Below are 22,039 nucleotides of genomic sequence, written 5' to 3'. Positions count from 1 at the left end.
GTTCAGGTGAGCATTTCGGCGAAGCGCCGCGCGAAGAGGTAGGCGTCGCCGGGCCAGCGGGCGGACAGGTACTGGCCGTCCTGGACGACGAAGGCGGGGGTGTCGTCGGTGGCCGTGCCGCGGCGCCGTAGCTCGACGGGTCCGCGTTCGAACTGGGCGGGGTCGTTCAGGGCGGCGACGACCTCGTCCTGGACGTAGGCCGGATAGGTGCGGTAGTAGCGGCCGCGGCGCCAGGCCGTGAGGTAGTAGGCGGTCCGCTCCATGTACGCGGGCAGGCAGGTGGTGCGCCGGTCGGCGAGGAGGCTGCGGCCGGTGGCCGGGTCGCTGGTGCGGGCCAAAGTGAGGACGCCGTGGCAGATGGCGCCGACCGGGCGGTCCAGCCGCCAGAATTCCGCGATCTTCTCGCGCAGGATGTCGGAGCCGAGGTACTGACGCATCCCCGGGGCGTGGCCGCCGGGCAGGACCAGCCCGTCGTACGCCTCGGGCTTGAGGTCCGCCCACGCGAGGGGGTGGCGGAAGGCGGTCGCCTCGGTGAGCTGCCGGTAGAACTCCTTGGGCTCGGGCTCCGCACCGAGTTGCCCGAAGAGCACTCCGGTGATGAGCAGCGGATCGGCGGCCGGCGGGCCGTCGCCGTGTTCGGTGGCGATCACCACCTCATGGCCGAGGTCGGTCAGGAGCTTCCAGGGCACGGCCACCTCGGTGACGTCGAAGTCCCGGTCGGGCAGCGGCAAGAGAATACGCACGAGCACTGCCTACCACAGGAGGCACGGGCGTCCGGAGCCGGGTGGCATGGTGGCCACTGCGGCCGGCGCCCCTGCCCCGGAGCGTTGCGCCGGGGCAGGGGCGGGAGCGGAGCCGCGGGTTACTTCCAGATGGAGTCGACCCATTCGGGGTGGTCGATGAACGGGTTCCGGTTGTGCTGGAAGCTGTCGTAGATGACCTGGTTGCGGTTCTTCTCGAAGGCGTCGGGCGGGTCCTCGGCGCTCCACTCCTTCAGTACGGACAGGCGGCCGATGTGGGGCGCGGAGCCGTTGTCGACGTTGTCGTTGGGCTCGAGGTCGGCGAAGCCGTCGCCTCCGTCGTAGCGGACGGCCATGTAGAGGATCATCCGGGCGACATCGCCCTTGACCTGGTCACGGGGCTCGAAGGAGTCGTCGTCGGTGCGGTTGCCGGAGGCGTCGGGCACGTCCTGGCCGCCGTTGTCGAAGTCCTTGTTGCCGCGGATGCTGTTCACCGTGACGTTGGTGGGGCGCAGGTGGTGCAGGTCGGTGCCGGGCCCGGTGGCCGTGCCGAAGTCGCCGTGCGACTTCGCCCAGACGTGCTCGCGGTTCCAGTCGTCGGGGTTGCCGCCGCTGGCGTCCTTGGACTGGGAGCGGCCGCTGTAGAGGAGGATGACGTTCGACGGGTTGTCCGGGTCCTCGTCCGTGGACTTCAGCGCGTCCCATACCTCGTCGTAGGACACCTTGGTCTGGTCGCTGATGATCGTGTGCAGCGCGGCCTTCAGCTCCGGGCCGCTCTTGCCCATCGCGTCCTGGTAGTAGGTGTCGTCCAGCGCCTGCACGGCCGTGGGCCGGTTGGTGTCGGTCGTGGCCGGTGTGTTGGCGGCGGCGACCGAAGGGGCGGCGATACCGGCCACGGCCACTACGGCCAGCAGGGCGAGGCGCCGTGATCGGCTCGGGCGATGAGTGGACATGATGTGGGGGGTGTCCTCTCCTAGATGAGTACCCGGACCGCCAACCGGCGCCGCGAGTACGGATGTTCAAGGCACAAGCTCTGGGAGATTCCCATGCGCGAAGCCCGAACACGTGTACATGGTGTGCCTGTTCGGCGCGGATCTGATGAACGCCATGTGGTCGAGAGAAGGGCCGGCCGACGTCGACCGCGGCTTGTGTGAGGGGCGTGAGTGGGTGGCTCGGCCCACCACCACGGACGGCAGACCGTCGATGACCAGGTCTCCGCCGTGCCGGATGCGGAGTGCTGGCAGTATCGACGTATGGCTGAAGAGATCATCGCCGCGTGTGACGGGGCATCGAAGGGAAACCCCGGGCCCGCGGCCTGGGCATGGGTCATCGCGGGCACCGATGGTGCGCTGGAGCGCTGGGAGGCCGGGCCGCTTGGCACCGCGACCAACAACGTGGCCGAACTCACCGCGCTGCAAAGACTGTTGGAGTCCACCGACGCGGCCGTGCCGCTGGAGGTGCGCATGGACTCGCAGTACGCGATGAAGGCGGTCACCACATGGCTGCCCGGGTGGCGGAAGAAGGGGTGGAAGACCTCCTCGGGATCACCGGTGGCCAACCGCGAGCTCGTGATGCGTATCGACGAGCTTCTGGGCGGCCGGACGGTGGAATTCGTCTATGTTCCGGCGCACCAGGTCGACGGTGACCCGTTCAACGCGGCTGCCGACCAGGCGGCCAGCCACACCGCCCGCACCCAGCAGCCCGCGGGCACCTCGCTCGGCTCCGCCCTGCCACCGCCCGAGGCCCAAACGGCGCCACGCTCGGCGGGCCGGGGTGGCACGGTGCGCCCGCGCACGACGGCGGCGCAGCGGGGGACAGGCACCCGCTCCAAGGCGTCCATCAAGGCGAAGTTCCCCGGCCGGTGCCGCTGCGGCACGCCCTACGCCAAGGGTGAGACGATCATGAAGAACTCCGACGGCTGGGGCCATCCGGCCTGCGCCACCTGAGCCACCGGGCACCCGCGACAGGCTGTCGAGTCCCAGTGCAGTCCGCTCCGGTCCCCGGCCGGATCAGGGTGCGGTGAAGAGTGTGGGGAACCGTGGGGCGAGCCAGGGCTTACGGCCCCAGGCGAGGACGTGGCCCCTGGCGGCGGCGCCCCACGGGCCGAGGCGGCCCAGCGCCATCAGAAGGAAGGCGACGGGCTCGGTGAGGATGGTGCAGTCCGGGCGGCTCGGCGGGTGCGGGGTGACGGTGACAGCCCCGTCGGCGAAGGTGGCGCCGAAGCGGGCGCCACCCCTGAGGCGGATGGTGAAGCGGGCGGTGAGGCCGGCGGTGGCCGTGGTGTCGACCACCCGTGGCATGGCCGTGATCAGGAACGGCAGGGTCAGCTCGACCCGGGACCGGTTGAGCATATGCGGGCGGCCCAGCGCACGGGCGAGGTCATAGCCGTGGCCGAGCATATGGGTCAGCAGATACGACCCCAGTACGTCCAGGCTCATCGGGCCCATCGGTGTGACCAGTTCTCCGGGCGACGAGGGCCGGGCCGCCGGCCGGAGGAAGGCCTCGGCCTGCTCCACGATCATGGCGGCCAGCGGCTCGGCCCGGCGCTCGGCGAACGCGGCGAGCGCGAGCTGGTTGGCCTCCGCCAGCCCGTGCGGCGTGCCGTCCCCGTAGCTGCGTGTCTTCCCGTCCGCGAGGTGCGCCATCAGCTCGTTGGCCTGCGCCAGATGCGCCGCCGCCTCCCCGACCGTCCACTGTGACCCGGGCACCGGAGCCCCGGTGTCGGGGGCGCCGCGCAGCGTTGTGGCGATGTCGGTCGCGGTGGCGCGTATCGCCTCATCCAGCCCCGTGGGCCACGTGCCGCCGTCGCCCTGCCCGCTCACGGATTCCACGCGCCCTCCCTGCACCGAGCCGGGGAAGTTCCCCGGGGTACGTACCCTGTCACGGCCCCACGGCCGCCACGATCACGGTGTCAGCACGATCCTGCCGAACACCTCACCGGCGTCCATCTTCCGGTGTGCCGGCACGGCTTCCTCGAGCGGCAGCACCTCGTGCACCACCATGGGCAGCTCGCCGCGGCTTGCGGCAGCGAACTGCTCGGTCCGCACCGCACGTCGATCGGCTTCGGCCACGGTGTCGGCGCTGAAGGTGGCGAAGGACATCGACTTCCGGAACGCCGCCATCATCGTCATGCCGAAGTCCGCCGGCGGCTGGCCCCCGACCATGCCGACGGCCACCATGCGACCGTTCGGGTTGAGCTTGGCGAAGAAGGACGGCATGTCCGCACCGGCGACGATGTCGATGATGACGTCGTAGCCCTCGGGAGCGTCCTCGCCACCCTCGCCGGAGCGGTCCAGCACATGGGTCGCGCCGAGCTTGCGCAGGCGGTCACCACGCTCGGCCGACGACGTCGTGACCGCCACCGCGCCGGCACCGCCACGAGCCGCGAGCTGGACCGTCATGATGCCGATGCTGCCGGCCGCACCGCGCACCAGTACGGACTCGCCAGGCGCGAAGTGGGCATGGGCAAGGGCGAAGTGGGCCACCATTCCGGAGCTCCCGAGCGTCACCGCGTCGACAGGCGACAGGTTCGCGGGGAGGGGCAGGATGTGCTCGACCGAGGCAATCGCCTGTTCCACGTAGCCGCCGCTCACGCCGGTGAACGCCCATACGCGCTGACCGACCCATGATGTGTCGACGCCATCGCCGACCGCGGTCACGATGCCCGCTACCTCGCTGCCGGGGACATGGCCTTCCTTGAAGCCGTAGCCGGCGAGAACACCGCGTCGGATCACGACGTCGACGCCGCCGACGCCGATCGCCTCATTGGCGATGAGTACCTGCCCCTCGGCGGGAGTGGGGGCAGGGAGGTCGATGAGTGCCAGACCTTCGGGGCGTCCGAACGCCTGGATCGCGACTGCCTTCAATGTCGTCTCCTTGTTCTGGGGGCGGCCGGGTTCTGGGGGTCGGCCGGGTCCTGGGGTCGGCGGGATCGATGGGGACCGGCTGGGACCGGTCGGGACCGGCCCACCCGGTCCCGGCGCCGAGGAGCCGCACCCGGAGAAGCGCCGGGCTTCCATGCCTCCGGACGCTAACGGACGCCCCCGTCCGTTTGGCTAAAGTGAGAGCGGTGACCGACCGTTTGCCTCACACCCTGCGCTCCGACGCCCTGGACAACCGCGAGCGCATCCTCGACGCGGCCCGCGCGCTGTTCGCCACCGAAGGTCTGAACGTGCCGATGCGGGAGATCGCCCGGCACGCCGGGGTCGGCCCTGCCACCCTGTACCGTCGTTTCCCGACCAAGCAGATGCTGGCCACCGAAGCCTTCGCGGACGAGATGCGCGCATGCCACGTCCTCGTCGACGAGGGGCTCGCCGAGCCGGATCCATGGCGCGGCTTCTGTCTCGTGATCGAGAAGACCTGTGAGCTGCACGCCCGTAGCCGAGGCTTCACCGAAGCCTTCATGTCGACCTTCCCCGACGCGATGGACATCGCCGCCGAGCGTACGTACGCGCTGAGGTCGATCGCCGAACTGGCCGACCGAGCCAAGGACGCCGGTCATCTGCGCCCCGACTTCGTCCTGGACGACCTGATCCTCATGCTCATGGCCAACAGGGGCATCCACACCACATCGAAGGCCACCCGGGTCGCGGCTTCCCGGCGCTTCGCCGCGCTCGTCATCCAGGCATTCCGCGCCTCCCCGCAGCACTCACCGCTCCCGCCGGTGGCACGGCTGGCGCCCGCGGCACCAGGCACGTGAAGGAGGTGCGTGACGGCCTGGCCGGTGGCGGAAGCGAGCATGCTGCCGAACGGCCGCGGCTGCCCACCATCTCCGCGCACCCCGGGCTGCGCGACCGGATCGAGGACTTCCTCGACGCGGCCCCACTGGAGCTGGAGTTCACCGGCTTCGCCACCGAAGCGGACTATCAGCGTTACGTCGACGCGTATGCGCTACCGGCGTTCATGCTGATCGCGGGCCTCATCGCCGGGGAGGACACCCCGGTGGGCTACCGCGAGGCATGCCGCGTGTACATCGACGGCAGCCAGCGCCTGGACTTCGTCAACGACCTGTCCGAAGACCTCGCCGACGGGCGCCTGAACCTGGTGCGGGAGACGCTCGACGCGCACGGTGTCACCCGCGTCGATCTGGAGAACGCCCGGGACGCCACCGGAATCCGGAGCCTGCCGGCACACCTGCTCGGCCAGGCCGCCAGTCCCTGTCCACCTACCGGAGCCTGGTCGGCCTCGCGCCGCCCGCGGGGCGCCCGCTGTTCCGCGCCATGATCGAGATCGAGCAGCTCACGGTCACGGCAGCCGCCGCCAAGGGCCCCGGCGTCCTTCGCGCACCCGCCCGTCCACCGCTGCCGACCACCGCTCGGGTGCTGCTCCGGGAGCGCCGCCGCGCCCGTCATCCGCGCTGAATGTGGCAGGCGCGCGCGTCAGTGCGGAACGGTGTCGGCGTCCGGGGTGGCAGTCGAATAGAAGACGGACTTCTTTTGCTTGGTGCGGTGTGCTTGGCCCTTGGCGACGAGTGATTCGAGGGTGCTGCGCACCACCGTGGGCTTGATGTCGCGTTCCGGAAGAGCCTGGGTGAGAGTGGCGGTGATCTCGGCTGCGGAGCGGGGCTCGCCGTGCTGGGTGAGGTCATCGCGCACGAGCTCCCGAAGCGTGGGCGCGCCCGTTTCGCGCACCGGCTTGCGGCTCGGGCGGCTGTCGGCCGACTCCGTACCCTTCCGCTTTCCGCTGGTCGCGTCGGCCTTCTTCCTGGGCTTGCGCGTGGCAGGCAGCGCCGCGGATTCCCGTGTCGCGGACGAATCATCCTCGGAGTCGCTGACGCCACCATTCTCCGGTGCGCCACCCACGGCGTCGTCACCAAGAGTCTCCCGCATGCTGAGCAGAAGCATCCGGTTGCCTTCCAGCACCGCCAACTGCTGTTGCAGTGCGGCGATTTCGGAGCTGAGACGCTCGTGCTCGGCGGAGTTGCGTTCCAGATCGGCGGCAACCTGAGCCGCGTACTGGGATTTCAGGCTGGTCTTATCGGCAGGAGTGTCCACTACAAGCTCCCTCATCTGGGCGCACACCACGTTGGTGCTGGATGGTACCTCCGTGTGATTGCCACGTGGCGGCTGATCCCGCCGTTGAGCTGGCGCGGTGGCCCCGGCCACCGCCGGGAGGTGTACACGCCGTCGGCCTCCCGGTGGCCATGTTCTGACGGTCGGGCAGTGCTTGCCTCGCTCAGCCAGACACTCGTAAGGTGACGCATGTCAGGCTGCCATCAACTCCTCAGCAAGGAAGGCGAGATGACGACCACCGCATCCGAGGCCGCTGCCACCGAGGAAGCACCGTTCTTCCCCGCCCCGCGCACGTGTCCGTTCAGCGCACCTCCGCAGCACACCGCGTTCCGGGAAGCCGGCGGTCTCCACAAGGTCACCATCTGGGACGGCTCCACACATTGGCTGGCCACCCGGCACGCGGACATCCGTGCCGTTCTCTCCAGTCCGTCCTTCAGCGCCGATGTGCGCAACCCCGACTTCCCGCTGGTCCACTCCAACCAGCCCGAACACGAGGGCGGTCTGTTCCTGCGGCTGGACGACCCTGAGCACGCCCGGCTCCGGCAGATGCTCACCAAGGAGTTCAGCGTCAAGCGCACGCAGGCGATGCGCGAGAGCCTGCTGCGGATCACGGACGAGTTGATCGACGCCATGCTCGCCAAGGGCGGCCCGGCCGACTTCATCCGGGACTTCGCGCTGCCCCTGCCCTCCCGGGCCATCTGCCTCGTCCTCGGTGTCCCTTACGAGGACCACCACCTCTTCGAGCGGCACGCCAACGCCGGGACGGACCTGGACGTCAGCCACGAGGAGCGCGCCCGTACGCAGCGGGAGGCGTTCGCGTACTACGAGGCGCTCGTCGAGCGCAAACGCCGTGAGCCCTCGGACGACATGATCAGCCGGCTGCTGGCCCACCACACCGGCCCGGACGGGTTCGCGCCCGAGATGATGCCCGTTCTGGTCGGGATCCTGGTCGGCGCCGGGCACGAGACCACCGCCAACATGCTGAGCCTGGGCACGGTGGCGCTGCTGGTCAACCCCGATCAGCGCGACCGGCTGCGGGCCCGCCCCGAGTTGGCCCCGAGTGCCGCGGAGGAGATGCTGCGCTACTGGAGCATTGTCTCCACCGATCCGCGGCGTGTGGCCCTTGAAGACGTCGAGGTGGGCGGGCAGCTTGTCCGCAAGGGCGAGGGGATCATCGTCTCGCTGATCGCGGGAAACCGGGACCCCCGCGCCTTCGGCGCCAACGAGGGCGAGTGTCCCGCGGACACGCTCGACATCGCGCGCAACGCCCGTCGCCACGTGGCGTTCGGATTCGGCTCCCACCAGTGCCTGGGCCAGAACCTGGCGCGGGTGGAGATGCAGGTCGCCTGGCCGCGGCTCTTCGAGCGCATCCCCGGGCTGCGGCTCGCCATCGCCCAGGACGAGCTGCCGTTCAAGAAGAACTCCATCGTCTATGGCCTCAACTCCCTTCCGGTCACCTGGTGAGCCGGGCGGGCCCCTGACGACGGAAGGACTGGCCATCGAGGTACCGCAGAATGAGGTGCATGAACGAGGACACCGCCACCGACACCACCCGTAGGCGCAATCCCCGCGGCCAGGGGGACCGGCTGCGCGCGGAGATTCTGGCTGCCGTGGCACGGCTCCTCGACCAGAAGCTCACCGGAAACCCGCTGCCGGTGTCCCTCCGGGAGGTCGCACGCGAAGTCGGCATCGCCGCCCAGAGCGTGTATCTGCACTTCGCCGACAAGGACCAGCTCGCGCGCGCCGTCGCCGAGGACGGCTACCAACGTGTCGTCGCGGCCATGCGCGACGCCGACGCCCAGGCCGCCGACCACGGAGCCGACGCCGGCGAACGCCTCCGCGCCCAGGCGAACGCCTTCTGTACCTTCGCCCGCACCGAGCGCGGTGTCATCCGCCTGATGTTCGGTCATAACTCGTCCAGCTTCGGCGAGCCCGGCCAGACCCACCCGGCCCGCCTGCTGTGGCGGCAGTGGGTCGATGCCATCGAGGCATGTGAACAGGAAGGGCTGCGCTGGCCGGATGGTGCCGAGCAGACCGCGATCCTCCTGTGGTCCGCCCTCTTCGGCCGCTTCGCCCTGTGGACCTCCACTTTCGGGCGCCACGACGCTCAGGAACTCACCACCTTCGTCGACCGCACCGTTGACACTCTGCTGCGCGACGCGCAGCGGTGACGGGGTCTCAGAGCTTGCCGGTGGGTGCGCCACATACGGCAGACTGCGTGCGGCATCATGATCACTCGCCGTCCCGTATTGGCGCGGTGGCCGCTCCACCCGGCGAAGCACCTGAAAGGAACGACGGATGACCTTGGACGCAGGACCGATACGCTCCGGCGCGCACTCAACGGCTGACGCGGTGGCGGACGCCCTCCCGGCCACGATGCGCGCGGCGCGGTTCGATGCGGCAGCGGGCACGCTCACGGTTGAGGATGTGCCCGTGCCCCGGCCGGGAGCGGGCGAGGTCGTGGTCAAGGTGGCCGCGTGCGGCATCTGCCAGTCGGACCTGAGCCAGCTCGACGGCCACATCGCACCCCGGCTGCCGGTGGTCACCCCCGGGCACGAGGCGTCGGGCGTGGTGGCGGCGGTCGGCGACGGCGCCGGGCACTGGAAGGCGGGCGACCGGGTGGTCCTGGGCGCGGGAAAGGCCTGCGGCACATGTCCCGCCTGCCGGTTCGGCGGTGGCACGAACACCTGTGAGGACCTCCAGGTCATGGCCTTCCACTACGACGGGGCCTGGGCCGAGTACGTACTGACCGACGCCACCACGCTCATCGCCGTGCCCGACTCCGTACCCCTGGAACACGCCGCCGTGCTCGCCGACGCCGTGTCCACCCCGTACGGCGCCATCGACACCGCCCAGCTGCGGTCCGCCGAATCCGTGGGCATCTGGGGGCTGGGGGGCCTGGGCACCCACCTCGTGCAGCTGACCCGCATCTGCGGCGCCTCCCCGATCGTCGCCCTCGACCCCCTGCCCGCCGCACGCGAACGCGCCCTCGCCCTGGGCGCCGACTTCGCGCTCGACCCGACGGACCAGGACGCCCGGGCCAGGCTGAAGGAGATCACGGCGGGCAAGGGCCTGGACGTCGCCTTCGACTGCGTCGGCCGTACGCCCTCCTTCACCCAGGCGGAGCGTGCCCTCGGCCATCGGGGCCGCCTGGTGCTCGTCGGCATCTCTCCCGACCCCCTGTCCGTCGGTCCCGAACTCCACTTCGTACGCAACCGCCACACCGTGATCGGGCACACCGGGTATCGCATGGAACATCTGGAGGACCTGGTCGAGCTGACCGCCCGGGGCCGTCTGGACATCTCCGGGTCGGTCAGCGCGATCCTGCCACTGGAGGACGTGAACGAGGCCATCCGCCGACTGCGTGACCGGGAGGGCAACCCCATCCGCATCCTGCTGCGGCCCTGAGCCGGGTCCGCTGTTCTGATGGGCGACGGACCGGTCGATGACGTACCAGAACGCCGGCGACCGTATCGCGTCGAAGTCGGCCCGATCCGGCAGCAGCGGGCCGGTGTTGAGGTCCAGAAGGTACCCGGCCGCACCGGAGGGGCGGCTGAGGAAATCCGTTCCGTAGACCACCAGTTCCAGGCCCGCCGCCGGGCAGTGCAGGTGGGGGTGGGTGAGGGCCCCGGCCAGGTCGTGCAGGGTCGGTCCGGGCAGTGACGGCTCCACGGCGACCGTCACATCGACGTCGCTGCGCCCGTGCCGATAGTCCCGCAGCGCGAGGGAGCCGACCGCGACGACACTCGCCAGATGAGGCCCGCACACCGTGCGGGTGCGCCGGATGAGTTCCTCCAGGTAGGGCCGTAGTTCGATGGGGAGGGAGCGTGGATCTTCGCGAGGGTGGGCCACGTGGCCAGTATCCACAGCGTGATCCGGGCCGCTGATTCCCTCTGGTGCTCTATTTATCCCCTATTCTGCCTTTTGTCGTAGAGCCTTCGTGAGCGGGACGGAGTCGGGGACGTGACGTTCGCGGAGTCGGCCGGTGGCGGCGAGCCCGCGTCCTCTTCCGAGTCCGGCCCGGTGACCGGCCTGCGGTACTGGGTCCCGCTGCTGGCCGTGTGTGCCGGGTACTTCATGGTGATCCTGGACGTGACGGTCATCAACGTGGCCGTGCCGGTGATCGGCCGGGAGCTGTCGGCTTCGCTCACCGGCATCCAGTGGATCACCGACGGGTACACCCTGGTCTTCGCCGGGTTCCTGTTGAGCGGTGGCGCGCTGGGGGACAGGCTGGGAAACCGCCGGATCTTCTGCACCGGCGTAGTGGTGTTCACCATGTCCTCGGCCGCGTGCGCATTCGCGCCGAGTACGCCCGTCCTGATCGCCGCCCGGGGGGTGGAGGGCCTCGGCGCGGCGTTGATCGTGCCCGGCTCACTGGCCCTTCTCCAGCAGGCATATCCGGCTCCGGCCGCCCGCTCGCGGGCCTTCGGCGTATGGGGCTCCATCGCGGGCATCGCGGCCTCGGCGGGGCCGCTGCTGGGCGGACTGCTGGTCTCCACCGTGGGCTGGCGGTGGGTGTTCCTCATCAACCTGCCCGTCGGCGTCGCCTGCCTGGCGCTGACGCTGCGCCACGTGGCACCCTCCGACCGGCTCACCGGCCGGGCTCTGGACTGGCCGGCGCAGTGCGCGGTGGTGGCGGCAGTGGCCTCGCTGACCGCCGCGCTCAACGAGGCCGGCCGGCGTGGCTGGTCCGATCCGGCCGTCCGCGGCGGGGTGGGCCTGTCCGTACTGGCCGTGATGGCGTTCCTGGTGCGCGAGCGGCTGGCCCGCTCGCCCGCCGTTCCGCCGAGCCTGCTGCGCTCGCGTGCGCTGGGCGGCGGTGCCGTCATCGGCCTGCTGTTCAATTTCGGCTTCTACGGCATGGTGTTCACCGCGAGCCTGGACTTCCAGCACCAGCGTGGCTACAGCGCCCTCGTCACCGGCCTGGCGCTGTTCCCCGCGGTGGCGATGACCATGTTCGCCTCCGTTCTGTCCGGGCGGCTGGCCCGCGCGACCGGCGACCGTCCGCTGGTGTTCACCGGCATGCTTCTGGCGGGCCTGGGGCTGGCCGGCTGGGTCGCGGCCGGGGCCGACCCCGCCTACCCGCTGCTGGTGGCCCCGATGATGGCGGCGGGATTCGGCACCTCCTTCGCACTCACCGGTTCCGCCTCCACCGTCATGGGCGCCGCGCCCCCGGCGTACTCAGGGACCGCCTCCGCCTTGTTCAACACCACCCGGCAGCTCGGAAGCGCCATCGGCGTGGCGCTCGGTGGCACCCTGCTGGCCACGGCTGCCGACTACGGCGAGGGGCTGCGCACCAGCATGGCCATCGGCGCACTCGCCTACCTGGCCGCCGCGGGTCTCTCACGGTTCTGCGTACCGCCCAAGTTCAAGGGTGAAACGCCTGATGCGGAGGCTCGCACATCCCGCTGAGCGGTTGCCGATCCTATTACTGAACGTCGCGCGTGCGGCCGCCCGTCGTCGGGGGCACGTTGCACGCTGATAAAGGTAAGTGACAATTCGTGACCGGCGTTTCGGGTCGTCTCGGGGCCGCTGACTTGACCCGTAATTCAGCCGAGCAGAACCGTTGTTTCGCTGCCCCAGCGGCTTCTGCCGCTGTCGTAGGCAGGATGCGCGCGTCCGCGTACGCGTCGATGGCCGGGGGTCGCCCCGCGCATCCGTCCGTGGTCGAGGAGGGTGCGGAAGCCGAGGCGGGTGTGATCGCTCCGTTCCGTGGTCGCCGTGCTCACCTGCCGGAACGCCATGGCGGATCGCCGGTCTCGACGACGGTCCCTCCGGCCTGCCGGACATCGGCTTGTCTCTGCCGCCGGAATCAGGTCATCGAGGCGGCATGGTCATGGCCCGCGGGCCGCCGTCGAAAAGCCGCCGTTCCGTTGGTCGTTCGGCGGTGTCGCCGGTAAACATGACCCGTCTCATATGTCGGCTGATTGGCCGAATAACGAAATGGTGAACGTAACGGACGGACCGGGCCGGGCGGGCCACGGCACGCGACCGGCCCTGGCCGTGCGATCGGTCCGGGTCGCGTCGGATCGTCAAAGTAGGCCCTCCTGCGGTTGAATCGTGCACGAATGCCCGAAAGTAAATCGGGATGAAACGGTCATGGGGTGACCGCTTTTGCGGCGGGGCGGCCGGAACTAGCATGCGACCTCGCGCGGCGGCAAGGGCGCCTATGCGTGATTGGCCAGATCGAAATGCATGATCGATTTAGGCTGAAACTAGTGGCCTGAACATCATTGCCGCTCCGGAAGAGGCCCGGATACCGTAAATGAGGGCCCCGTACGACGCGAAATGCGCAGGGAAACAAATTTCTGCCCGGGGTCCATTTCGCTGGACCCACCACTCCGGTATAGCGCAGTAAGTGAACCTATTGCCGCGGGTTTTGTCGCGCCGCCATGGCGTTTCGGAACCCGGTCGGCGGATGAGGCCTCGCCGGAGGCCGGGACCGAAATGAGGGTGATGCACAGGTGGATGCTGTCTTCGTCATGCCCGGAACTGTGGCCGCTCCGCGCGGGGGCGTCCTTCGCGACCTCCACGACCGTTACGAGACCGTCCGTGACGCGCTGTCCCGCATCGACAAGGCAGCCGGGGGCCTGGGGCTGCCCGACATCAGCACCAGGCTGATCGAGGACAACGGTACGAGCGACCGGCGCGGTCCCGAGGTCCAGTATCTGGAGATCTTCGCCGTCAGCCTCGCGACGCACCACATGCTGGTCGCCGAAGGTGTCGAGCCCATCGCGATCGTCGGACAGAGCATCGGGGAGCTGTGGGCCCTCGCCGCCGCGGGCCACCTGCCGGTGGAGGACGCCGCGCGCCTGGCGGTGGCCCGGTCTCAGGCGCTGACCCGGCAGAGCTGGCGGGGGAAGATGCTCGCGGTCGGCGTGGACGGCCGGCGGGCGGAGTCGCTCGCCGGGCTGATCGACCATCCCCACCTGGTACTGGCCTGCGAGAACGCCCCTCGACAGAGCGTCATCAGCGGGCCCGAGGAACTGATCCGGCATGTGGAGCGGGTCGCCGACGCCCTCGGCTGGCCGAGCCTTCCCCTGGACGTACCACACCCGACGCACACTCCGGCGATGGCGCAGGCCGCGCGGGATCTCCGGGCGACCGCGCCGAGGGTCGCGTACGGTTCCGGACGCTGGCGAGTGCGCTCCCCCTGGCTGGGGAGGGACGTCGGCAACGACGACCCGGTCGACCTGGTCGCCGGTGCGCTCACCGCCCGGGTCCGGATGCTGCAGACGGTCCGCGAGCTGCACGCGGCGGGTGCCGACGTCTTCGTCGAGTGCGGGGAGTGGCCGGTCGTCACCAAGTTCGTCGAGGCGTCGGTCCCGGGTGTGCGGTGTGTCGTACCGCTCAGCGAGAGCGATCCGGTCGGAGCCGTCCGGGCGTGGGCCGAGGAGTCCACGGCGATCGGCCCGTTCTACTCGCGCCCGCCGGTACGGCCGAGCGACAGGCTCCTGCCCTCCGCGCGGGTGAGCGCGCCCGAACCGGCCGGCCCGCCTTCGGCGGTCGCCGTCGCCGAGGCGCCGGCCCGGGTCTCCGTGCCCGTGCCCGCCGCCCCGGCGTACTACGCGGAGCCCGCCGCTCCGCCCGCCCCGGCCGCTCCGGTCATCCCCGCCGCCCCGGCCGCTCCGGTCATCCCCGCCGCTCCGCCCGCTCCGGCCGTTTCCTACGCTCCGCCCGCTCCGGTCGCCGCCCATGCTCCGGCCGCTCCTGTCGCGTCGGCCGCTCCGGTGGACGCGGTCGCCCCGCCGTCCGCCGGGCTGGACTACGAAACGGTGCTGGCCGAGCTGCGCACGCTCTACGGTGACTTCCTGGGCTACCCGCCGGACCTGCTCGGCGAGGACGATGGTCTGGAGTCCGAGCTGGGTGTGGAGTCGCTCAAGCAGGTCACCCTGCTCGGCCGGGTCTCCGAGCGGTACGACCTGCCCGATCTGAGGTCGAACACCTCGCTGCTGACCGCCGGTACGCTGCGTCGGATCGCGGAGGGCGTCGTACAGGGCCGGGCGGAGGCCGCCGGGTGACGGACGACAGCCTGCGGGGCAAGATCGCCCTCGTAACGGGCGCCGCGAAGAGCCTCGGCGCGGACATCGTGCGCCGCCTGGCGCAGGGCGGCGCCCATGTGATCGTGAACTACTTCCACTCGGTCGACCAGGCGAAGCTGCTCCAGGAGGAACTGGAACAGGCCGGCCAGAGCTGCGAGTTCATCCGCGCCTCCGTGGCCAAGACCAGCGAGATCGACCGGATGTTCGACCTGGTCCAGGAGCGCCACGGTGGCCTGGACATCCTGATCAACAACGCCGCGGGCGGGGCGTTCCTGCCCCTGTTCGACATCGACGACACCTACTGGCAGCGGGCGTGGTCCACCAACGTGATGGCGGCCTACCACTGTTCGCGCCGGGCGGCCGAGCTGATGACGGGACGGGAGGGCGCGAGCATCCTCTGCCTGTCCAGCGTCGGGGCGCACCAGCCGGTTCCGGGCTACGGTCCCGGTGGTGTCACCAAGGCGGCCCTGGAGTCGCTGGTCCGCTATCTCGCGCTGGAACTGGTCGGCCAGGGCATCCGGGTCAACACCGTGCTGCTGGGCTCCGTCGCCAGCGAGATCATCGTGAACCTCGACGGCCCGGCGACGGTCGGCGGCGCGGATGCGGTCGACGAACTGATGAACCGCACGCTCTCGACGCCGGAGGCGGCCCGGCTGATCGTGCACCTCCTCCACGAGGACGCCGGTTTCATCACCGGGCAGACCCTCGTCGCCGACGGTGGTATCAGCATCGGCGGGATGCAGGGCCTGCGACTGCACAGCAGGCTGGCCGACCAGGTGAGCAAGCCCGCCCGCCGCCCGGTCCTGTCGGCATCGGTTCCGACAGCGTCGGCGCCACCCGCGGCCGTATCGGCCCCCGCGCCATCCGCGTCCGCCCCCGCGCCCGTGCCGTCGGCGTCCGCACCATCCGTCCCCGCGCCAACCGCACCCGCACCGCCCCCAACACCTCGGCCAGTGGTGACCCCGGTGTCGGACGAGGTGCCGGACCGGTCGGTGGAGGCGGACCCCGGTGCCGTCGCGGTCGTCGGACTCGGCCTGGCACTGCCCGGGGCCAACAACCCGGCGGAGTTCTGGGACCGGCTGCGGGAGGGCGTCCTGCTCTCCAGCGAGCCGTCCGCCTTCGACCTGAAGCACTTCTGGGCTCCCACCCGCGAGGAGACCGACGCCTTCTACGTCCGCGAGGCCGGATACCTCCACGACTTCGTGCCGGACCCCGCCTCAATGGTCGAACCGGACGGGAACATAGGACACCCCGGCTGGCCGCGGACCACCCGCTGGCTGCGGCACTGTGCCGTCCAGGCTCTGGCGGGGGTGCGCCGGCGTCCGACCGACCGCTGGCTCACCGCGACCACCGGCATCCACGACCAGACCGGGCTCGGCCCCCAGGGCATCGTCCTCGGCGACGAGTACAAGCGCATGGTGCGCGAGGCGATCCCTGCCGACCGGGACGGCGACTGGCTGGCGGAGCTTGCCGACCACGCGATCAGCGCGCAGTACGGCGGTGACGGCGGCGACCCGCAGTCCTACCTGCCCGCGTCCGTCGTCCGCAACGCGTTGCGCGGGCTGATCCCCGGTGATACACAGCACCTGACCCTCGACGCGGCCTGTGCCAGCGGGCTGTTCGCCCTGGATGCGGCGGTCAAGGCGCTGCGCGAGGGCTCCTGCGACGTGGCGCTGGCCGGTGGCACCTCGGTGATCGAGCCGATCGGGTTCACGCTGTTCTGCCGGGCCCAGGGCATCTCGATGAGCGGCCGGGTACGGCCCTTCGACCGGGCGGCCGACGGGACCCTGATCGGCGAGGGCGCCGTCGCGCTCGTCCTGAAGCCGTACGCGCGGGCCGTCGCGGACGGCGACCGGGTGCTCGGCGTCATCCGGGGCACCGGACTCGCCGCCGACGGGCGGGGCAAGGGCATCCACGCCCCGGCCACGCGCGGGCAGGAGCTGGCGATCGCCCGTGCCTGGGCGGACGCGGGCGTCGAGGCCGACGACGTGGACTGGGTCGTGGCGCACGGCACCGGAACGCCGGTCGGCGACGAGATCGAACTCCGCTCGTTGCTGTCCCGGCTCGGGCCGGGCGAGCGGACGTGTCTGCTGACGTCGAACAAGCAGGTCTTCGGGCACACCGGGGTTCTGGCGGGCCTGGTCTCGGTCGCACACGCGCTGGTCGCCCTCGAACGCGGAGCGGTGCCCGGCCAGCCCGTGGTCACCGATCCGCATCCGCTGCTGGGCGACGGCGAGCGGCTGACCGTGCCGGTCAAGGACGCTCCCTGGCCGTCCGGCGGGGCGCGACCACGGGTCGTCGGGGTGTCGTCGTTCGGCCTCGGCGGGGCGGACGCGCACGTGGTCCTGTCCGACCACGTGCCACGGTCCGTCCCCGCGCGGAGGCAGGGCGTCGACGTACGCGACGACACGGAGGACCTGGTCGTCGTGGGCTGGAACACCCACCTTCCCGGCCTGGAGCCCGATCAGGTACCCGCCTGGCTCCGCGGCGACGGGCCCCTCCCGGAGCCCGATTTCGGCACCCCGTACCCCCTGCCCTCCCCGCGTGACGTGCGCATCCCGCCGCTGACGATGCGGCACATGGACGCCGCCCACCTGATGGTGCTCCAGGCGCTGGGCCCGCTGCTGGAACAGCTCGGCGAGCCGGGCACGAGCCTGCGGCCCACCACGGCGATCGTCATCGGCTCGACCTTGCCGACCACGCACAACACCCAGGCGGCGCTGCGGGTGCACGCCGCCGAGTGCGCCACCGCGTTCGACCTGCTGCCCGACCCGGCGCAGGCCGAGGTGCTCAAGGAGTACCTCGCGAAGGGCATGGCGGAGGCCAAGGGAGTGATCCCCGGCGATCTGAACGAGGACGACTTCACCGGCGCGGTCTCCTGCATCCTGTCGGGCCGGGCCGCCAACTACTACGACCTCCAGGGCCTGGGGACCAGCGTCTACTCCCAGCGGGACTCCGCGCACACAGCCGTCGACCTGGCCCTGCGTCAACTCCGGCACCGGGCCTGCGACCTCGCCCTCGTCGGCGCCGTGTGCCTGCGGCCGATCAGCGGCTGGGACCGGCACCTCGCCCACTTGGCGCCGGAGGGCCGGTCCATCGCGGAAGGCGCCGCGGTCCTGGCGGTCACCCGGCGCTCGACCGCGCTGGAGCACGGACTTCCCGTCCTGGGCACGCTCTCCGCCGAGGTCGCCGTCGCCGACCCCCGGCACCCGGTCACGTCGTCGCACGCCCTTCCCGTGCTGGCCGGCACCGGACACACCTATCTCTCCCTGGACGCCCTGCTGACGGTTCTCAAGGCCGTCGTCACGGAGACGGACACCGTGGTCCGGCCCGCCGCCACGGGCTCGCCGCTGATCCGGTTCACCCCGCCCGCGGGCCCGCGGGACGACGATCCCGGAGCGGACCGGCGGGAGACGGGGAAGCGGGACGCGCTCACCGGCCCGGAGCAGGCCCAACAGGAGCAAGCCGACCCGGAACGTGCCGACCCGGAACGTGCCGAACCGGAACGCGCCGACCCGGAACACACCGGGGTGGAACACACCGGGTCCGAGCACACCGGGTCCGAGCACACCGGGTCCGAGCACACCGGGTCCGAGCACACCGGGTCCGCGAACGCAGTGTCCGCGCACGCCGCGTCGGAACCGGCCGGTGCCGAACACGCCGAGGAGTTCACCGGCCGCCGTCAGACCTTCCGGCTCGTGCCGACCGACCCGCCGCCGACCGAGCCCGCCACGCCGTCGATCCCGCCGGGCACCGTCGTCATCACCGACGCCCCGGACCTCGCCGCCGCGGTCACCGGCCCGGACACCTCCGTCTGGTCACCGCGGCCCGGCGTCGCGGGCGCCGCCCATGTGCCGCCGGAGGACGCGCCCGGCGCACTGACCGGCCTGCCGTTCGTCCCGCGCCACATCCGGGTGCTGTCCCGGCTGCCCGTGGACGACGACGGGTGCGAGGAGGCCGAGGCCGCCCGGATGGAGGACCTCCAGGACCTCGCCTTCACCACGCTCCAGGCGGCGTTGCCCGCGCTGCGCTCCGGCGGCTCGCTCGCCGCGCTGCTGCTCGGAGCGGTGCCGGACGATCTGCCGCCCCCGCTCAGCGGGCTGTTCACCGGTCTCGTCCGCTCCGTGCGGGCCGAGGTGCCGCAGTGCGGCGGACTGACCCTGATCAGCGACGCGGTGGACGCGGCGACCGCCCTGGGCCAGTTGGCGCGGGCGGGCGCCGCCCAGGTGCCGACCCACACGCTGGCCTGCCGCGGGGACGAGTGGCTGGCCCTGGCCGTGGCCGACGACCCCGTGTCCCCGTCCGACGGCGTCCCGCTGCCCTCCGGCGCGGTCGTGGTCGCCTTCGGCGGCGCCCGGGGGATCACTCCCGAGCTGCTGCACGAGGTGGCCCACGGCACCGACCGGCCCCATGTGTACGTCATCGGCCGCACCCCGCTGCCGGACACCGACGATTCACTGCCATCGCAGGCCGAGTTCATGGCCGCCGAGCGCCGAAGGCGTCCCGACGCCTCCGTGCGCGAGCTGCGCGTCGCCTACGAGAAGGCCGAGGCGCGTCTGGAGGTGCGCCGTACGGTGCGACGGCTGGCGGAGCTGTGCGGCCCGGACCGGGTCCACCACCGCGTATGCGACGTCCTCGACGCGAGACGCACCACCGCCGTCCTCGGCGAGATCCTCGACCGGCACGGACGGATCGACCTGCTCATCAACACCGTCCTCGACCTGCGCTCACGTGCGCTGCACGCCAAGACCCTCACGGACTTCCGGGCCGTGCGGGCCACCAAGGCGACCGGCTACCGCAACCTGAAGCGCGCCCTGGCCGGACGCGCCCCCCGGATCTGGTGCAACTTCAGCACCCTGGCGACGCTCGCCCCCGCGCCCGGCGACATCGACTACTGCGCCGTCAACGAGTACCTCGCGTACGCGAGCGCCAGGGCACAGCGGCACGGGCCGGCGGGCCGCCACGAGATCGCGGTCCTGTGGAGCGGCTGGCGCGAAGTCGGCGTCGCCAGCAGCGTCACCATGCGGGAGACCCTCAAGCGCAACAAGATGGACGCCTACATCAGCACCGCGCAGGGACGTGCGCAGTTCCTGTCCGCGGTGACCCGGCCCCCGGCGGGCGGAGTGGCGTTCTTCATCCGGGAGGAGGAACGCGTCCTGCTGGCCCGGCGCGGCATCAGCACCCACGGCTCCCGCGCCGAGCCGCGGACCGAGGCCCCGGACGCGCCGGATCCGGCCCCGCCGGACCCGGAGTTGACCACACCGCTGCTCGACGGTGTGCTGTACCGGGGCGACGACTGGGCCGTGTTCACCAAGACCTGGGATCCGGGCACCCTCGCCGAGCGGGACGGCCGGTGGATGCGTCATCACCAGGTCAACGGTGAATACACGCTCGCGGGCACGTTCACCCTGGAGGCGGCGGCCGCGGCGGCGGCCACCCTCTGTCCCGGACTGCGGGTCACCGGGTTCCGCGGTCTCGTCTGCCGGTCGTCGATCACGGTCCGGCTCGCCGGGCCGATGCGCACCGTCGCGGTGGAGGCCCGGGTCGTGAGCCGTGTGGGCGACCGCGCCGAGGTGGCCGTCCGGATCACGGCACACCGGATCGGCAAGAACGGCAAGGTACTGCGCTTCGACGACCTGCTGTGCGAGACGCGGGTGCTGCTCGCGGACCGTTTCCCGGCGCTCGCCGGACCGCCCGACTTCTCGGGCCACGAACCCGAACCCGACTTCGCGATGCCGGTGTACTCCCCGGATCCGCCGATCTCGCTCACCGGACCGTTCGCCGGTACCGGTGACTACGCCCGCGGGCCGGACGGCAACAGCGCCAGGTTCCGTCTGGACCACACGGCCTGGTCTCCGGTCCTGGCCGGGATGACCGTACCGGCGATCCTGCTCGACGCGATGGTGCACCTGTTGCTGCTGCCGCCGCGCGGTGACCTGCCACCGCTGGTCGGGCCGATGGCCGGGCTCGACGAGGTCGACCTGGGCGGCCCGGGCGACGACTGCCGGCTCAGCGCGCTGCATCCGGTCATCCGGCTGCACTGCGACTTCGCCACCGGGGAGCTGACCGCGCTGACCGGTGACGGGCAGGTGCTGGCCCGGATATCCGGGGTCAGCGCACACGCCCTGGACCACAGCGGAGAACTCGTCCGGCCCCGCGGCGACGCGCCACGACCGGTCCGTTCCTGACAGCCGATTCGTGACAGCCGAGGAGACAGCAGTGTTGTGGCAGGACATCACGATCGCCGGGACCGGTGCGTGGATACCGCCGATCCGGCAGAAACACGAGCCGTGGGACAAGCCGGTGGACAACGGGCCGCCCTCCCTGGTCGCGCTCAACGGATTCACCTCGGCCGCCGTCTCCACGGACAGCACGCCGTCGCAGATGGCCGCCCGCGCCGGTCTGAAGGCACTGCGCCACGCGGACGTCACGGGCGCCGACCTGAGCCTGCTGGTGCACGCCAACTTCCAGGACGAGGACCACTACGCGCCCTCGGCCTATCTGCTGCGGGTGCTCGGCGGACCGGACACCAACGCGATCGAGCTGGGTGCCGCCAGCGACGGCGGGGGAGCCGCGCTGGTCACCGCGGCCGAACACCTCACCGCCAAACCGGCCGCGAAGGCCGCGCTGGTGACCGCCGGTGTCCGGTTCCGGCCCGAGCGGTGGGGCCACGTATCGGAGATGGGGCATCTGGCCGGTGACTCCGGCGCCGCCGCCGTCCTCACCCGGGGGACGGGCTTCGCGCGGCTGCTGGCGACCGACCAGGCCGCGCAGCCGCAACTGGAGGTGCTGACCCGGGCCCGGACGGCGGCCGACGGCAGCGGCCGGCCGCTCCTCGTCGAGGAGACCGGATTCATGCCGTACATCGACGCGCTGCGGCAGTCCACGCGCCGCTGTGTCGAGACCGTCCTCGAGGAGACCGGCGTCCGGCCGGAGGGCATCGCGCGCGTGGTGCCCATCGCGATCGGGGCGGAGGTGCTCGACCTGCTGCTCGGCGGTGCGCCGCTGGGCCTGCGGGCCGCCGACACCAGCTGGACCTTCGGCCGGCACCTCGGCCACTGCGGACCGTGCGACGTCCTGCTCGCGCTCGACCGGGAGTTCCGCTCCGGCACACTGCGGGCCGGAGAACGGGTCCTCGTCGTGAGTTTCGGGCTCGGCTTCCGCTGGACCACCGCGCTGCTGGAGATCACCCGCGATCCCGTCACCGCGGTGCCGGACGGCCACTCAACGAAGAAGTGAGGTTCTC

Annotated in this window: 17 protein-coding genes; 11 read left to right on the top strand and 6 right to left on the bottom strand. The window is 71.4% G+C overall.

Going from position 1 to position 22,039, the window contains the following annotated elements; all coding sequences use genetic code 11:
- Positions 1 to 2 precede the first annotated feature (2 nt).
- Together STRVI_RS23075 and STRVI_RS23070 are read right to left on the bottom strand one after the other, a co-directional pair.
- Positions 3 to 743: a type 1 glutamine amidotransferase domain-containing protein gene (locus tag STRVI_RS23075; protein WP_014058038.1), complete on the bottom strand. Its 741-nt coding sequence runs from the start codon at positions 741 to 743 to the stop codon at positions 3 to 5.
- Between the two features lie 119 nt (positions 744 to 862).
- Entirely contained in the window at positions 863 to 1,693 is an 831-nt protein-coding gene (locus tag STRVI_RS23070; RefSeq protein ID WP_014058037.1) for an endonuclease I family protein, read from the bottom strand.
- A 300-nt stretch (positions 1,694 to 1,993) separates the two neighbouring features.
- Between STRVI_RS23070 and STRVI_RS23065 the strand changes: the two genes are divergently transcribed.
- Positions 1,994 to 2,686 (top strand): ribonuclease H family protein, encoded by a 693-nt coding sequence (locus STRVI_RS23065; protein WP_043239542.1) that lies wholly within the window; start codon positions 1,994 to 1,996, stop codon positions 2,684 to 2,686.
- 63 nt (positions 2,687 to 2,749) lie between these two features.
- Here the strand turns inward: STRVI_RS23065 and STRVI_RS23060 are convergent, their stop codons facing one another.
- Entirely contained in the window at positions 2,750 to 3,571 is an 822-nt protein-coding gene (locus STRVI_RS23060; RefSeq protein WP_014058035.1) for a maleylpyruvate isomerase family mycothiol-dependent enzyme, read from the bottom strand.
- A gap of 72 nt (positions 3,572 to 3,643) precedes the next feature.
- Positions 3,644 to 4,606 carry a zinc-dependent alcohol dehydrogenase family protein gene (locus STRVI_RS23055; RefSeq protein ID WP_014058034.1) on the bottom strand — a complete coding sequence of 321 codons (963 nt, stop codon included), beginning with the start codon at positions 4,604 to 4,606 and terminating at the stop codon, positions 3,644 to 3,646.
- Between the two features lie 203 nt (positions 4,607 to 4,809).
- Here STRVI_RS23055 and STRVI_RS23050 point away from each other — a divergent pair, with 203 nt between their 5' ends.
- From STRVI_RS23050 to STRVI_RS54715, 3 genes are read left to right on the top strand one after another with little or no spacing between them, the layout of a single operon-like run.
- The gene (locus STRVI_RS23050) at positions 4,810 to 5,439 is read left to right on the top strand and encodes a TetR/AcrR family transcriptional regulator (RefSeq protein WP_208949166.1); all 630 of its coding nucleotides are present in this window, start codon (positions 4,810 to 4,812) and stop codon (positions 5,437 to 5,439) included.
- Between the two features lie 5 nt (positions 5,440 to 5,444).
- On the top strand, positions 5,445 to 5,963 hold the full coding sequence (locus STRVI_RS23045) for a squalene/phytoene synthase family protein (protein ID WP_050993731.1): 519 nt from the start codon (positions 5,445 to 5,447) through the stop codon (positions 5,961 to 5,963).
- Positions 5,960 to 6,100, top strand: coding sequence for a hypothetical protein (locus STRVI_RS54715; RefSeq protein WP_251982720.1), 141 nt, complete (start codon positions 5,960 to 5,962; stop codon positions 6,098 to 6,100). The genes STRVI_RS23045 and STRVI_RS54715 overlap by 4 nt, the downstream gene beginning before the upstream one ends.
- A gap of 18 nt (positions 6,101 to 6,118) precedes the next feature.
- Here STRVI_RS54715 and STRVI_RS23040 read toward each other — a convergent pair whose 3' ends face one another.
- Complete coding sequence (locus STRVI_RS23040; protein ID WP_014058032.1) at positions 6,119 to 6,733, bottom strand: hypothetical protein; 615 nt, start codon at positions 6,731 to 6,733, stop codon at positions 6,119 to 6,121.
- A 246-nt stretch (positions 6,734 to 6,979) separates the two neighbouring features.
- Here STRVI_RS23040 and STRVI_RS23035 point away from each other — a divergent pair, with 246 nt between their 5' ends.
- The 4 genes from STRVI_RS23035 (at position 6,980) to STRVI_RS23020 (ending at position 12,163) form a co-directional block, all read left to right on the top strand.
- Positions 6,980 to 8,215 carry a cytochrome P450 gene (locus STRVI_RS23035; protein ID WP_014058031.1) on the top strand — a complete coding sequence of 412 codons (1,236 nt, stop codon included), beginning with the start codon at positions 6,980 to 6,982 and terminating at the stop codon, positions 8,213 to 8,215.
- A 59-nt stretch (positions 8,216 to 8,274) separates the two neighbouring features.
- A complete protein-coding gene (locus tag STRVI_RS23030) occupies positions 8,275 to 8,922 on the top strand; it encodes a TetR/AcrR family transcriptional regulator (protein ID WP_043236404.1) in 648 nt (215 codons plus the stop codon).
- A gap of 127 nt (positions 8,923 to 9,049) precedes the next feature.
- Positions 9,050 to 10,159 (top strand): zinc-binding dehydrogenase, encoded by a 1,110-nt coding sequence (locus tag STRVI_RS23025; protein WP_014058029.1) that lies wholly within the window; start codon positions 9,050 to 9,052, stop codon positions 10,157 to 10,159.
- A gap of 555 nt (positions 10,160 to 10,714) precedes the next feature.
- Positions 10,715 to 12,163: an MFS transporter gene (locus STRVI_RS23020; RefSeq protein ID WP_014058028.1), complete on the top strand. Its 1,449-nt coding sequence runs from the start codon at positions 10,715 to 10,717 to the stop codon at positions 12,161 to 12,163.
- 137 nt (positions 12,164 to 12,300) lie between these two features.
- Here STRVI_RS23020 and STRVI_RS52130 read toward each other — a convergent pair whose 3' ends face one another.
- Positions 12,301 to 12,480 (bottom strand): hypothetical protein, encoded by a 180-nt coding sequence (locus STRVI_RS52130; RefSeq protein WP_150112910.1) that lies wholly within the window; start codon positions 12,478 to 12,480, stop codon positions 12,301 to 12,303.
- 753 nt (positions 12,481 to 13,233) lie between these two features.
- On the opposite strand from STRVI_RS52130, the gene STRVI_RS23010 reads away from it, so the two are divergent.
- Genes STRVI_RS23010 through STRVI_RS23000 form a run of 3 tightly spaced genes read left to right on the top strand, consistent with a single transcriptional unit; the run spans position 13,234 to position 22,032 of the window.
- Positions 13,234 to 14,772, top strand: a complete 1,539-nt coding sequence (locus STRVI_RS23010) for an acyltransferase domain-containing protein (protein ID WP_014058027.1) — start codon at positions 13,234 to 13,236, stop codon at positions 14,770 to 14,772.
- Entirely contained in the window at positions 14,769 to 20,981 is a 6,213-nt protein-coding gene (locus STRVI_RS23005) for an SDR family oxidoreductase (RefSeq protein ID WP_014058026.1), read from the top strand. The genes STRVI_RS23010 and STRVI_RS23005 overlap by 4 nt, the downstream gene beginning before the upstream one ends.
- A 10-nt stretch (positions 20,982 to 20,991) precedes the next feature.
- Entirely contained in the window at positions 20,992 to 22,032 is a 1,041-nt protein-coding gene (locus tag STRVI_RS23000) for a 3-oxoacyl-[acyl-carrier-protein] synthase III C-terminal domain-containing protein (RefSeq protein ID WP_150112909.1), read from the top strand.
- Positions 22,033 to 22,039 lie beyond the last annotated feature (7 nt).

This window comes from Streptomyces violaceusniger Tu 4113 (genome assembly GCF_000147815.2).
Taxonomy (GTDB): domain Bacteria; phylum Actinomycetota; class Actinomycetes; order Streptomycetales; family Streptomycetaceae; genus Streptomyces; species Streptomyces violaceusniger_A.
Note: the sequence above shows the minus strand (reverse complement) of the source record. Positions and strands in the feature narration are given on the sequence as shown.